Raw genomic sequence first — 12,393 nt, 5'->3', positions numbered from 1 at the left:
TTACGTGAGTCAGATCCCCACCCTGGACATCCGCCGCTTCGACACCGACCGCGAGGCCTTCGTCGCCGAACTCGGCGCGGCCTATCGCGAATGGGGCTTCGCCGGCATTCGCGGCCACGGCATCTCCGACGAGCAGATCGACCGCTCCTACGACGTGTTCAAGCGCTTCTTCGCTCTGCCCGACGAGGTCAAGCGCAAGTACCACGTGCCCGGCGGCGGCGGTGCGCGCGGCTACACCCCGTTCGGCGTGGAAACCGCCAAGGACTCCAAGCATTTCGACCTGAAGGAGTTCTGGCACGTCGGCCGCGAGATCCCGCGCGACTCCAAGTACGCCGCGGACATGCCGGCCAACCTGTGGCCGGAGGAAATCCCCGAATTCCGCGAGCAGGCCTACGGCCTGTACCAGGCCCTGGACCGGCTCGGCTCGCGCGTGCTCAGCGCGCTGGCCCTGCACATCGGCCTGGCGGAGAACTACTTCGCCGACAAAACCAATTCGGGCAACTCGATCCTGCGCCCGATCCACTATCCGCCGATCACCACCGACGACATCCCCAACGTGCGCGCCGGCGCGCACGAGGACATCAACCTGATCACCCTGCTGGTCGGCGCCAGCGCCGCCGGCCTGGAAGTGAAGTCGCGCCAGGGCGAGTGGGTGCCGTTCACCGCCGACGCCGACACCATCGTGGTCAACATCGGCGACATGCTGCAGCGCCTGACCAACCACGTGTATCCCTCGACCACCCACCGCGTGGTCAACCCGCCGGGCGAGCAGGCGCGCCAGCCGCGCTACTCGACCCCGTTCTTCCTGCACCCCAACCCGGACTTCCTGATCGACGTGCTGCCCTCGACGATCAGCGCCGACAACCCCAGCCGCTACCCCGAGCCGATCACCGCCCAGGGCTATCTGGAAGAGCGCCTGCGCGAGATCAAGCTCAAGTAAGCCTCGCGCGCGAGGCATCGCAGCAACGGAAAAGCCGGCTCGCGCCGGCTTTTTCTTTTTCTCCCGGAGCGAACCAGCCATCGCGATGCCAGACGGCACCGCCCGGCGTTTGTCATCGGCCATTGCGGACCCGCGGCACTTCGGTTCCCGCTGCCGTCCGGGCAAGAAGAAGCCGGCCCACGCCGGCTTCTTCCCTCTTGCACAGGCCATTCCCTGGCCAGGGGAGGAGGCGAGTCGCAACCCGCTTTCCGATTCCCCATTCCCCATTCCCCATTCCCGCTTCAGCACCCAATCGCCGCACACAGCGCCACGATGTTGTCGTCGGCGAAGCGCGGACCGACCCAGGCGGTGCCGAAGGCGCCGATGTGCGGGCCGCTGACCACGCTGTTGACGTAGTGGCTGCCGCCGAGGTTCAGCAGCCAGGCGCCGCCGCTGGCGCCGTAGGTCATGTCGCAGCCCTGCACCAGCACGTTGGTGCCTTCGCTGGGCGAGTCGTAGGTCTGGCCGGCGCAGACGTGGGTGTACTGGGTGCTCAGGTTGCTGGCGTAGCCGTGCGAATAGGCGTACTCGGAGTAGGGGCGGTTCCAGGTGCGGCCGAGCCAGCCGACATAGCTGGTGACCGGCAAGCCGCTGGTCTGTTCGCCGGTGAGCTTGATCACCGCCACGTCCCAGCGTCGGCCGCCGGACGGCAGGTAGCCGCTGGGAATGCGCGCGCTGCTCCAGCCGAAGCGGCCGTACGGCGCTTCGCCGTAGCGTTCGGCGGGCACGAACACGAAGTTCGAGTTCCAGCCCGCGCCGAGGGTGTAGACGCAGTGCGCGGCGGTGACCAGCACCGAGTTGCCGCTGGCGACGTTGGCGGTGCAGTACGAGCCGCTGCCATTGGGCTTGGTGAAGTAGAGCTTGCCGATCTTGTTCCAGGGTGTGGTCTTCCACTGGCTGGTGTAGTAGTTGCCCGGATAGCGGGTGTAGCCGTAGTGCGCGCCGTCCTTCTCGCCGTCGGACAGCGCCGTCGGCGCCGCCGCGCCCTTGGCCGCGTCGAGCGCGTCCAGGCGCTGCCAGGTGGCGCGGAAGTGGTTGCGGGCGAGGTAGTTGGCGAACGCCGGCGCTTCGCCGCCGGGCGCGCTGCCGGCGGCGCGGACCAACTGCTCGGTCAGCTCGGCCGGGGCCGCGGCGGCCTTGTCGTCGCGCTGCGTCCACTGCAGTGGCTTGACCGCGGCGCGTTGGCGGGCGGTCGCGAACGGATGCGCCTGGGCCGAGGCCGACAGGCGCTGCTGCGACTGCGGCGCCTGGATTTCGACCACTTCGCCGTAGGGCGTGCGGACGGTCTTGCCTGCATCGGCGGCCTGGGCCGCGAAGAAGGTCAGGGCCAGCGCGCCGAGGGCGGCGAGGCGGGCGACGGGGCGGGGCGAGCGGTGCTGCGACTTCATGGCGGAACTCCTTGTGGTATCGCTTCCCTGAGGGCGATGAACGGGTCGGCGGTCGCCGGCGCGCGCCCCGACCCGGAAGGCGCGTGCGTTGGATCGGGGCGGGAAGCGGGCGCCGGCCGGCGGCGCTGGTTTGCGCAGGCGAACACTCCCTGTCCCGCGAGCTCCGGGGGCGGGGCTCGCAAGCGATCCTTGGCGGTGAGGGGCCCGATGCGGGCGGTCACCCCAACAAACGCCGGGGTCGCAGGGGGCAGGACAGGGCGGCGGCACATCGGCGCCGGCGGGCGGCCGGTCGCCGGTTGGTCATACCGCCGGCCGGCGGGCCAAAAAAGCCTTAGCTGCCAGTGGTTTGCGCCATCTTGCGGAGGCGAAAGCGGAGGCGGCGAAGTTTCAGACCTGCAACATGCCGCAGCGGCCGCAGCGCCCCGCGCTCAGTCGAGCACCGCCACCCCGGCCTCGCGCAGCGCCTCGCGCCACGCGCTCCACTTGCTCGCGTTGGCCTGCGAGGCGTTGGCCGGACTGGTCGAGGGCAGGCGCCGCAGCGCCGGCGGCGAGGCCAGGGTCGGCAGGACGAAGCGGCGGAAACTCTGTTCGGCCTTGGCGCCGTTGAACAGCACCGTACGCAGCCGCGGGTGGCGGGCGAAGAAGCCGGCGAAATCGTTGGCGACCGCGGTCTCGTCGCGGATCGCCGAATCCAGGCTGCCCTCGCGCTCGCATTGCGCCAGCACGTCCCACAGCGCGATCCCGGCCTGGCGCAGGCGTGCGATGCGCCGCTCGTAGTCCAGTTCCGGGCCGGCGCCGACCAGGCTGCCCATGATCGGCCAGAACCGGTTCTGCGGATGGGCGTAGTAGCGCCCGGCGCTCAGCGAGGCGACGCCGGGCATGCTGCCGAGCACCAGCACGCAGGCCTGCGGCGATTCGATCGGGGCGAAGCTGCGGACGGGGGCGGGGGGCGTCGCGGTCATCGGCGATGGGTTCGGACTGGGCTGGGGCAGCGAATGTGCCGGGATAGGGTGGGGGCGCGGCGGGCTGGGTTAAACTGCGCGTTCAGACGCAACAGGAGAGACCATGCGCCGCAGGATCGTCGCCGGAAACTGGAAGCTGCACGGCAGCCGCGAGTTCGCTTTCGCCTTGCTCGACGAGGTCGCCGCGCAGACCCCGCCGCCCGGGGTCGAACGGCTGATCCTGCCGCCGCTGCCGTACCTGGGCGAGCTGATCGAACACTACGGCGAGCGCGGCCTGGGCTTCGGCGCGCAGGACGTCAGCGCCAACCAGAAGGGCGCCTACACCGGCGAAGTCTCGGCGGCGATGCTCAAGGATGTCGGCGCCGGCTACGGCCTGGTCGGCCATTCCGAGCGCCGCCAGTACCACGGCGAGAGCAGCGAACTGGTCGCGCGCAAGTTCGCCGCGGCCAAGGCCGCCGGCCTGACCCCGATCCTGTGCGTCGGCGAGACCCTGGACGAGCGCGAAGACGGCAAGACCGAATGGCGCCTGCAGGAACAACTGGCGCCGATCTTCGAACTGCTCGGCGCGCAGGCGCTGGACGGCGCGGTCCTGGCCTACGAGCCGGTCTGGGCGATCGGCACCGGCAAGACCGCCAGCCCGGAGCAGGCCCAGCAGGTCCACGCATTCATTCGTAGCGAAATCGCCGCGCACGATGCTACAATCGCTGGCTCGCTTCCGATCCTCTACGGCGGAAGCGTGAAGGCCGACAACGCCGCCGCGCTGTTTTCCCAGCCCGACGTCGACGGCGGCCTGGTCGGCGGCGCCTCGCTGGTGGCCGCGGATTTCAACGCCATCGCAGCCGCGGCGGCGCCCTGATCGAAGCGTTGCGGCGCACGGCGCCGCAGCGATGCGGTCGTAACCAGCAGTCCGAACCGAAGAATCCAAAGCGATGCTGTTGTTCCTCAACGTCATCTATGTGCTGATCGCGATCGCGATGGTCGCGCTGATCCTGATGCAACGCGGCGCCGGCGCGCAGGCGGGCTCGGGCTTCGGCGGCGGCGCTTCGGCGACGGTGTTCGGTGCGCGCGGTTCCTCGAACTTCCTGTCCAAGGCGACCAAGTGGCTGGCGATCGCGTTCTTCGCCATCAGCCTCTTCATGGCCTGGCAGGCGAGCCGTCCCTCGGCCGAAGCCGGCAAGCCCGACATGGGCCTGATGGGCGCGCCGCAGGCGACCGCTCCGGCGGCCCAGCCGACGGTTCCCGCCCCGGCGGCGACCGCTCCGGCCGCGCCCGCTTCCGGCGTGCCGCAGGCGCCGGCGCAGTCGGTCCCGGCTCCGGCCGCGACCCAGGCGCCCGCGGTTCCGGTCGCGCCCGCTCCGGCGCCCGCCGAGCAGGCAACCCCGGCAAAACAGCCGGCTGACGGTAAGTGAAATAAAGAGTTAAAATACGGTTTCATCGCCCCGCACGGACGGCAGGGCAGGTCAGCGATGACCAGGGGCTTCGCAGCGCTTGCGGAGTCGGGCCCAGGATGGCCGCGGTTGGTAACAGTGCCCAGATGGCGGAATTGGTAGACGCACTACCTTGAGGTGGTAGCGACTTAGGTCGTGGGGGTTCGAGTCCCCCTTTGGGCACCACATCCATCCCTTTGCTTCAGTTATTCGCAACTCGCACCACGGTACGCAGGTGCGGCACGCACGGCGGGCCGCGCAATGCGTCCAAACGACTGGGCGCCATAGCGCCAAGCCAAGGTCGCGGTAACGCGCCCATGTAGCCGAACAAGTAGCCGAGAGAACACCGCGTGCTGGCCGAATACCTGCCGACCCTGCTGTTCCTGATCGTCGCCGGTGGTATCGGCGTCGCCCTGTTGGTGGTAGGCAATGTGCTCGGGCCCAAGCGCCCGACCGCGGAGAAACTGTCTCCCTACGAATGCGGCTTCGAAGCCTTCGAAGACGCGCGCATGCAGTTCGACGTGCGCTACTACCTGATCGCGATCCAGTTCATCATCTTCGATCTGGAAATCATCTTCATCGTGCCCTGGGCCACCGTGTTCCGAGACCTCGGAATCATCGGCCTGATCGAGATGGGCATCTTCGCCAGCATGCTCCTGCTCGGCTTCGTTTACGTCTGGAAGAAGGGAGCGCTCGAATGGGAGTGATCCAAAGCGTTGGCGACACGATTTCCGGGTTGATGCACAACCCGCTCCCGGAAGGCCGCCTCGACGATATCCTGCGCCCGGAAGGCGAGAACCCGCTGCTGCAGCAGGGCTTCGTCACCACCAATCTCGACACGTTGTGGAACTGGGCCCGCACCGGTTCGATGTGGCCGATGACCTTCGGTCTGGCCTGCTGCGCGGTCGAGATGATGCACGCCGGCGCCGCGCGCCTGGACCTGGACCGCTACGGCGTGGTGTTCCGCCCGTCGCCGCGCCAGTCCGACGTGATGATCGTCGCCGGCACCCTGGTCAACAAGATGGCCCCGGCGCTGCGCAAGGTCTACGACCAGATGCCGGACCCGAAGTGGGTCATCTCGATGGGCAGCTGCGCCAACGGCGGCGGCTACTACCACTATTCCTACTCGGTGGTGCGCGGCTGCGACCGCGTGGTGCCGGTCGACGTCTACGTGCCCGGCTGCCCGCCGACCGCCGAGGCGCTGATCTACGGCATCCTGCAGCTGCAGCGCAAGATCCGCCGCGGCACCAATTTCGGCGACCAGAAGCAGGGCGTCCGCGAATGAGCACCGCCAACCTCGCCGAGCGTCTGCGCGAACGTTTCGCCGGCGCTACCGTCGTCGTGGCCGAGCCGCGCGGCGAACTGACCCTGGAAGTCCCCGCCGCCGACTGGCTCGCCGCCGCCCGCGCGCTGCGCGACGAGTTCGGCTTCGAGCAGTGCGTCGACGTCAGCGGCGTCGACTACCTCAGCTTCGGCAGCGACGAATGGGACACCGACGTGTCCTCGGAAGGCTTCTCGCGCGGCGTCGAAGGCAAGAGCGCCGGTCGCTTCCGTTGGGGCGAAAGCCCGAACGCCGCGTCGATCGCGCCGGAGCGCCGCTTCGCCGCGGTCGCCCACCTGCTGTCGTGCCAGCACAACCAGCGGCTGCGGCTCAAGGCCTTCGCTCCGAACGACGACCTGCCGGTGGTCGGTTCGCTGACCGGCATCTGGCCGGGCGTGAATTGGTTCGAGCGCGAAGCCTTCGACCTGTACGGCATCGTCTTCGAAGGCCATCCGGACCTGCGCCGCATCCTGACCGACTACGGTTTCGTCGGTTATCCGTTCCGCAAGGACTTCCCGCTGATCGGCAACGTCGAAGTGCGCTACGACGCCGACAAGCGCCGGGTGGTGTACGAGCCGGTCTCGATCGACCCGCGCGTCGGCGTGCCGCGCGTGATCCGCGACGACGCCCGTTACCAGACCGCGCAGGGCGAGCTCGCTCAACGCGAGCCGGCGCAGCGCGAGGTGAAGTGAAATGAGCAACCCCGCTAGCGTCATGCCGCAAGCCAACACCTCCGGTCTCAACAACGCCGAGATCCGCAACTACACGCTGAACTTCGGCCCGCAGCATCCGGCCGCGCACGGCGTGCTGCGCCTGATCCTGGAGATGGACGGCGAGGTCGTGCAGCGCGCCGATCCGCACATCGGCCTGCTCCACCGCGGCACCGAGAAGCTGGCCGAGTCCAAGCCGTTCAACCAGTCGATCGGCTACATGGACCGCCTCGACTACGTGTCGATGATGTGCAACGAGCACGCCTACGTGCGCGCGATCGAGACCCTGCTGGGGATCGAGGCGCCGGTGCGCGCGCAGTACATCCGCACCATGTTCGACGAGATCACCAGGATCCTGAACCACCTGATGTGGATCGGCTCCAACGCGCTCGACCTGGGCGCGATGGCGGTGTTCCTGTACGCGTTCCGCGAGCGCGAAGAGCTGATGGACTGCTACGAGGCGGTCTCCGGCGCGCGCATGCACGCGGCCTACTACCGTCCGGGCGGCGTCTACCGCGACCTGCCGGACCGGATGCCGAAGTACAAGGAGTCGCCCTGGAAGAAGGGCGCCAGCCTGAAGCGCTTCAACGAGTGGCGCGAAGGCTCGATGCTCGATTACCTCGACGCCTTCACCGACGATTTCCCCAAGCGCGTCGACGAGTACGAGACGCTGCTGACCGACAACCGCATCTGGAAGCAGCGCACCGTCGGCGTCGGCGTGATCTCGCCCGAACAGGCCCTGGCCTGGGGCATGACCGGGCCGATGATCCGCGGTTCCGGCATCGCCTGGGACCTGCGCAAGAAGCAGCCGTACGCCAAGTACGCGGAAGTCGATTTCGACATTCCGGTCGGCGTCAACGGCGACTGCTACGACCGCTACCTGGTCCGCGTCGCCGAGATGCGCGAGTCCACCCGCATCATCAAGCAATGCGTGAAGTGGCTGCGCGCCAACCCCGGCCCCGTGATCGTCGACAACTTCAAGGTCGCCCCGCCCAAGCGCGAGGAGATGAAGGACGACATGGAAGCGCTGATCCACCACTTCAAGCTGTTCTCGGAAGGCTATTGCGTCCCGGCCGGCGAGACCTACAGCGCGGTGGAAGCGCCCAAGGGCGAGTTCGGCTGCTACCTGGTTTCCGACGGCGCCAACAAGCCGTTCCGGGTCAAGCTGCGCGCCCCGGGCTTCGCCCACCTGTCGTCGATGGACGAGGTGGTCAAGGGCCACATGCTGGCCGACGTGGTGGCGATGATCGGCACCTACGACATCGTATTCGGCGAGATCGATCGGTGAGCGCATCGGGACTCGGGACTCGGGACTCGGGACTCGCAGGAGCGGTTCGGCCGTTCTTCCGCATAGCAATTTCTCAACATTCTTTCCGCGATCTTCGGCGATCGGCGAATCGGGCTCCACGAGTCCTGAGTCCCGAGTCCCGAGTCCCGGAGGTTCAAGCATGAAAGCGACAGGCAATTTCGAAGCCGCACAGCACGTCGATCCGATGGTGGCGTTGTCGGATGCGACGCGCGCGCACATCGATCACTGGCTGACCAAGTTCCCGCCCGACCGCAAGCGTTCGGCGGTGCTGCAGGGTCTGCACGCGGCTCAGGAGCAGAACGGCGGTTGGCTGACCGACGAGCTGATCGCCGCGGTGGCCAAGTACCTGGGCCTGCCGCCGGTGTGGGCCTACGAGGTCGCCAGCTTCTACTCGATGTTCGAGACCGAGAAGGTCGGCCGCAACAACGTCGCCTTCTGCACCAACATCAGCTGCTGGCTCAACGGCGCCGAACAACTCGTCGCCCACGCCGAGAAGAAGCTGGGCTGCAAGCTGGGCGAATCCACCGCCGACGGCCGCGTCTTCCTCAAGCGCGAAGAAGAATGCGTGGCCGCGTGCTGCGGCGCCCCGGTGGTCGTCATCAACGGTCATTACCACGAGAAGCTCGACGCCGCCAAGGTCGACGAGCTGCTCGACGGTCTGAAGTGAGGTCGGGCGAGATGGCGCACGGTCACCACGATTATTCCAAGGGCTACGGCCCGGTCGGCCCGGCTCCGCAGGAGCATCAGGTCGTTTACACCACGCTGCACTACGACACCCCCTGGTCGTACGAGAACTATCTCAAGACCGGCGGCTACAGCGCGCTGCGCAAGATCCTGACCGAGAAGACCGATCCGGCGCAGATCATCGACGCGGTCAAGGCCTCGGGCCTGCGCGGCCGCGGCGGCGCGGGCTTCCCGACCGGCCTGAAGTGGAGCTTCATGCCCAAGGGCAGCGGCACCCAGAAGTACATCCTGTGCAACTCGGACGAATCCGAGCCGGGCACGGCCAAGGACCGCGACATCCTGCGCTTCAACCCGCACTCGGTGGTCGAGGGCATGGCGATCGCCTGCTACGCCACCGGTTCGACCGTGGCCTACAACTACCTGCGCGGCGAGTTCCATCACGAGCCGTTCGAGCATTTCGAGCAGGCGCTGAAGGAAGCCTACGAGCACGGCTGGCTGGGCAAGAACGTGCTCGGCAGCGGCGTGGACATCGACATCTACGGCGCGCTCGGCGCCGGCGCCTACATCTGCGGCGAAGAGACCGCGCTGATGGAGTCGCTGGAAGGCAAGAAGGGCCAGCCGCGCTACAAGCCGCCGTTCCCGGCCAACTTCGGCCTGTACGGCAAGCCGACCACGATCAACAACACCGAGACCTACGCCTCGGTGCCGGCGATCCTGCGCAACGGCGCGGAGTGGTTCCTCAATCTGGGCAAGCCCAACAACGGCGGCCCGAAGATCTTCTCGGTCTCCGGCCATGTCGCCAACCCGGGCAACTTCGAGATCCGCCTCGGCACGCCGTTCGCGGAACTGCTGCAGATGGCCGGCGGCATGCGCCAGGGCAACAAGCTCAAGGCGGTGATCCCCGGCGGTTCGTCGATGAAGGTGCTGCCGGCCGACGCCATCATGGCCTGCACCATGGACTACGACTCGCTGCAGAAGGCCGGCTCCGGCCTCGGCTCGGGCGCGGTCATCGTCATGGACGAGACCACCTGCATGGTCCGCGCCTGCCAGCGCATCGCCCGGTTCTACTACAAGGAAAGCTGCGGCCAGTGCACGCCGTGCCGCGAAGGCACCGGCTGGATGTACCGCATGCTGACCCGCATCGCCCAGCAGCAGGCGACCCTGGACGACCTGCACATGCTGCGCGCCGCGGCCGGCCAGATCGAAGGCCACACCATCTGCGCGTTCGGCGAAGCCGCCGCGTGGCCGGTGCAGGGCTTCCTGCACCACTTCTGGGACGAGTTCGAGTACGCGATCGTGAACAAGCGCTTCCTGGTCGACGACCAGCGCGCCGGCACGGTCATTGAAAAGAAGGTGGCGGCATGAGCGCGCAGCCCGTAAATCCGAATCTGCCGCCCGACCACGTCACCGTCTTCATCGACGGCGTCGAGCTGGCCGCGCCGAAGAACTCGATGATCATCCATGCCGCCGACAAGGCCGGCATTCCGATCCCGCGTTTCTGCTACCACGACAAGCTGGCGATCGCGGCCAACTGCCGCATGTGCCTGGTCGACACCGAGGTCGGCGGTCGCGCCGCGCCCAAGCCGTCGCCGGCCTGCGCCACGCCGGTCATGGACGGGCTGAAGGTGTTCACCCGCAACGAGCGCGCGCTGAAGTCGCAGCGCAACGTGATGGAATTCCTGCTCGCCAACCACCCGCTGGACTGCCCGATCTGCGACCAGGGCGGCGAGTGCGAGCTGCAGGACGTGTCGATGGGCTACGGCCGTTCGGTCAGCCGCTTCGCCGAGCGCAAGCGCGTGGTGCCGGACGAGGACATCGGTCCGCTGGTCGCGACCGAGATGACCCGCTGCATCCAGTGCACGCGCTGCGTGCGCTTCACCGCCGAGATCGCCGGTACCTACGAGCTCGGCGGCATGTACCGCGGCGAGAACCTGCAGATCGGCACCTTCGACGGCAAGCCGCTGACCACCGAACTGTCCGGCAACGTCATCGACGTCTGCCCGGTCGGCGCGCTGACCAACAAGGTGTTCCAGTTCAAGGCCCGCCCGTGGGAACTGACCGCGCGCGAGTCGCTGGGCTACCACGACGCGCTGGGCAGCAACCTGTTCCTGCACGTGCGCCGCGGCGACGTGCTGCGCACCGTGCCGCGCGACAACGAAGCGGTCAACGAGTGCTGGCTGTCGGACCGCGACCGCTATTCGCACCAGGGGCTGTACGCCGAAGACCGCGCCCAGCGTCCGTTGGTCAAGGACAACGGCGAGTGGCGCGAAGCGTCCTGGGACGAAGCCCTGGCGCGCGCGGCCAAGATCCTGCGCGACAACGGCGGCGACAACCTCGGCGTGCTCGCCCATCCGGCGACCTCGAACGAAGAGGGCGCGCTGCTGGCGCGCCTGGCCGAGGCCCTGGGCAGCGGCAACCTCGACCACCGCATCGGCCAGCACGACCTGACCGACGCCGCGGTCGCCGATACCTTCGCCATGCCGGTCGCCGAGATCGATCGCGCCGACGTGGTGGTGATCGTGGGTTCGAACCTGCGCCACGAACTGCCGCTGGTCCACCAGCGCGTGCGCAAGGCCTTCACCCGCGGCGCCAAGGTCCACGCGATCAACCCGGTCGATTTCGACTTCACCTTCGACCTGACCGGCAAGCGCATCGTCGCCCCGTCGCAGCTCGCCGGCGCGCTCGCCGACGAAGCCCTGCGCGAGGCGGCCAAGGCCGGCAACCATGTCGCCCTGATCGTCGGCGCGCTGGCCGAGAACGGCCCGCACGCGGCCGCGATCCGCGCCGCGGCCAAGGCCTTCGCCGAGGCCACCGGCGCCAAGCTGTGCCGCATTCCGCAAGGCGCGAACGCGGTCGGCCTGGCCCGCCACGGCGTGCTGCCGAGCGCGCGCGACGCCCGCGCCATGCTCGAGGACGCGCGCGGCGCCTATATCGTCTACGGCATCGAGCCGGGCCTGGATTTCGCCGACAGCGAGAGCGCCCTGCGCGCGCTCGGCGCGGCCCAGGTGGTGGCGTTCAGCCATTACGCCTGCCGCTCGACCAAGGCGGTCGCCGACGTGATCCTGCCGATCGGCCTGCTGCCGGAAGTCGACGCCACCCTGACCAATCTCGACGGCCTGTCCCAGGCTGCCAGCGCCGGCGGCAAGCTGCCGGGCGACGCGCGCGCCGGCTGGCGCGTGCTGCGCGCGCTCGGCGGCGAGCTGGGCGCCAAGGGTTTCGAGTTCACCGACCTGGACGGCCTGCGCCGCGGCATCGCGCCGCGCAGCGTGACCCCGGCCGCCGGCCGCGCGCCGAAGTCGGCGAGCGAAGGCTTGGAGCTGGCCGTGTCGACCGCGATCTACCGCAGCGACGCCACCGTGCGCCGCGCGCCGGCCCTGCAGTCGCATCCGCTCAACCTGGCGCCGCGCGCGGTGCTGAATCCGAACGACGCAGCGGCGCTCGGCCTGGCCGACGGCGCGGTGGCCAAGTTCGGCGCGGGCGCCGGCACCGCGACGCTGCCGGTGGCGCTCAGCGCCAAGGTCGCGACGGGCACGGTGTGGATCGAAAGCGGGCATGGCGCGACCGCGCCGCTCGGCGCCGGCCGCGTGCAGGCGGGGAGGGCCTAAGCCATGAC

General features: G+C 68.7%; 12 protein-coding genes and 1 tRNA gene. 11 read left to right on the top strand and 2 right to left on the bottom strand.

Features of this window, described 5'->3' with window-relative positions:
• Window positions 1–4 precede the first annotated feature (4 nt).
• Window positions 5–940 (top strand): 2-oxoglutarate and iron-dependent oxygenase domain-containing protein, encoded by a 936-nt coding sequence (locus K4L06_RS19495; RefSeq protein WP_343225788.1) that lies wholly within the window; start codon window positions 5–7, stop codon window positions 938–940.
• Between the two features lie 281 nt (window positions 941–1,221).
• On the opposite strand, the gene K4L06_RS19490 is transcribed toward K4L06_RS19495, so the two are convergent.
• Both K4L06_RS19490 and K4L06_RS19485 read right to left on the bottom strand, forming a co-directional pair.
• The gene (locus tag K4L06_RS19490) at window positions 1,222–2,367 is read right to left on the bottom strand and encodes a hypothetical protein (protein WP_221672965.1); all 1,146 of its coding nucleotides are present in this window, start codon (window positions 2,365–2,367) and stop codon (window positions 1,222–1,224) included.
• Between the two features lie 428 nt (window positions 2,368–2,795).
• On the bottom strand, window positions 2,796–3,329 hold the full coding sequence (locus K4L06_RS19485; RefSeq protein ID WP_221672964.1) for a DNA-deoxyinosine glycosylase: 534 nt from the start codon (window positions 3,327–3,329) through the stop codon (window positions 2,796–2,798).
• A gap of 103 nt (window positions 3,330–3,432) precedes the next feature.
• Here K4L06_RS19485 and tpiA point away from each other — a divergent pair, with 103 nt between their 5' ends.
• From tpiA to nuoG, 10 genes are all read left to right on the top strand, one after another.
• On the top strand, window positions 3,433–4,185 hold the full coding sequence (gene tpiA, locus K4L06_RS19480; RefSeq protein ID WP_221672963.1) for a triose-phosphate isomerase: 753 nt from the start codon (window positions 3,433–3,435) through the stop codon (window positions 4,183–4,185).
• Window positions 4,186–4,258: 73 nt separating this feature from the next.
• Complete coding sequence (gene secG / locus K4L06_RS19475; RefSeq protein ID WP_221672962.1) at window positions 4,259–4,738, top strand: preprotein translocase subunit SecG; 480 nt, start codon at window positions 4,259–4,261, stop codon at window positions 4,736–4,738.
• Window positions 4,739–4,857: 119 nt separating this feature from the next.
• Window positions 4,858–4,942, top strand: a tRNA-Leu gene (locus K4L06_RS19470).
• A gap of 164 nt (window positions 4,943–5,106) precedes the next feature.
• The gene (locus K4L06_RS19465; RefSeq protein WP_064749534.1) at window positions 5,107–5,463 is read left to right on the top strand and encodes an NADH-quinone oxidoreductase subunit A; all 357 of its coding nucleotides are present in this window, start codon (window positions 5,107–5,109) and stop codon (window positions 5,461–5,463) included.
• Window positions 5,454–6,041 (top strand): NADH-quinone oxidoreductase subunit B, encoded by a 588-nt coding sequence (locus K4L06_RS19460; protein WP_064749533.1) that lies wholly within the window; start codon window positions 5,454–5,456, stop codon window positions 6,039–6,041. Before K4L06_RS19465 ends, K4L06_RS19460 begins: the two co-directional genes overlap by 10 nt.
• Window positions 6,038–6,769 (top strand): NADH-quinone oxidoreductase subunit C, encoded by a 732-nt coding sequence (locus tag K4L06_RS19455; protein WP_221672961.1) that lies wholly within the window; start codon window positions 6,038–6,040, stop codon window positions 6,767–6,769. The genes K4L06_RS19460 and K4L06_RS19455 overlap by 4 nt, the downstream gene beginning before the upstream one ends.
• Before the next feature lies 1 nt (window position 6,770).
• Window positions 6,771–8,075 carry an NADH-quinone oxidoreductase subunit D gene (locus K4L06_RS19450; protein WP_221672960.1) on the top strand — a complete coding sequence of 435 codons (1,305 nt, stop codon included), beginning with the start codon at window positions 6,771–6,773 and terminating at the stop codon, window positions 8,073–8,075.
• A gap of 160 nt (window positions 8,076–8,235) precedes the next feature.
• Window positions 8,236–8,763 carry an NADH-quinone oxidoreductase subunit NuoE gene (nuoE, locus tag K4L06_RS19445; RefSeq protein WP_064749530.1) on the top strand — a complete coding sequence of 176 codons (528 nt, stop codon included), beginning with the start codon at window positions 8,236–8,238 and terminating at the stop codon, window positions 8,761–8,763.
• 11 nt (window positions 8,764–8,774) lie between these two features.
• A complete protein-coding gene (gene nuoF / locus K4L06_RS19440; RefSeq protein WP_221672959.1) occupies window positions 8,775–10,145 on the top strand; it encodes an NADH-quinone oxidoreductase subunit NuoF in 1,371 nt (456 codons plus the stop codon).
• The gene (gene nuoG, locus K4L06_RS19435; RefSeq protein WP_221672958.1) at window positions 10,142–12,385 is read left to right on the top strand and encodes an NADH-quinone oxidoreductase subunit NuoG; all 2,244 of its coding nucleotides are present in this window, start codon (window positions 10,142–10,144) and stop codon (window positions 12,383–12,385) included. The genes nuoF and nuoG overlap by 4 nt, the downstream gene beginning before the upstream one ends.
• Window positions 12,386–12,393: the final 8 nt, after the last annotated feature.

The organism is Lysobacter sp. BMK333-48F3, assembly GCF_019733395.1.
GTDB lineage: Bacteria > Pseudomonadota > Gammaproteobacteria > Xanthomonadales > Xanthomonadaceae > Lysobacter.
The sequence above is the reverse complement of the archived record's forward strand: the minus strand, read 5'-3'. Positions and strand labels throughout refer to the sequence as shown.

What these genes read in the sequence shown, in the direction of transcription:
- nuoE (WP_064749530.1), top strand. Translation starts at nt 8,236, where the DNA reads ATGAAAGCGACAGGCAATTTCGAAGCCGCACAGCACGTCGATCCGATG.
- tpiA (WP_221672963.1), top strand. Translation starts at nt 3,433, where the DNA reads ATGCGCCGCAGGATCGTCGCCGGAAACTGGAAGCTGCACGGCAGCCGC.
- nuoF (WP_221672959.1), top strand. Translation starts at nt 8,775, where the DNA reads ATGGCGCACGGTCACCACGATTATTCCAAGGGCTACGGCCCGGTCGGC.
- K4L06_RS19485 (WP_221672964.1), bottom strand. Translation starts at nt 3,329, where the DNA reads ATGACCGCGACGCCCCCCGCCCCCGTCCGCAGCTTCGCCCCGATCGAA.
- K4L06_RS19450 (WP_221672960.1), top strand. Translation starts at nt 6,771, where the DNA reads ATGAGCAACCCCGCTAGCGTCATGCCGCAAGCCAACACCTCCGGTCTC.
- K4L06_RS19455 (WP_221672961.1), top strand. Translation starts at nt 6,038, where the DNA reads ATGAGCACCGCCAACCTCGCCGAGCGTCTGCGCGAACGTTTCGCCGGC.
- secG (WP_221672962.1), top strand. Translation starts at nt 4,259, where the DNA reads ATGCTGTTGTTCCTCAACGTCATCTATGTGCTGATCGCGATCGCGATG.
- K4L06_RS19460 (WP_064749533.1), top strand. Translation starts at nt 5,454, where the DNA reads ATGGGAGTGATCCAAAGCGTTGGCGACACGATTTCCGGGTTGATGCAC.
- K4L06_RS19490 (WP_221672965.1), bottom strand. Translation starts at nt 2,367, where the DNA reads ATGAAGTCGCAGCACCGCTCGCCCCGCCCCGTCGCCCGCCTCGCCGCC.
- nuoG (WP_221672958.1), top strand. Translation starts at nt 10,142, where the DNA reads ATGAGCGCGCAGCCCGTAAATCCGAATCTGCCGCCCGACCACGTCACC.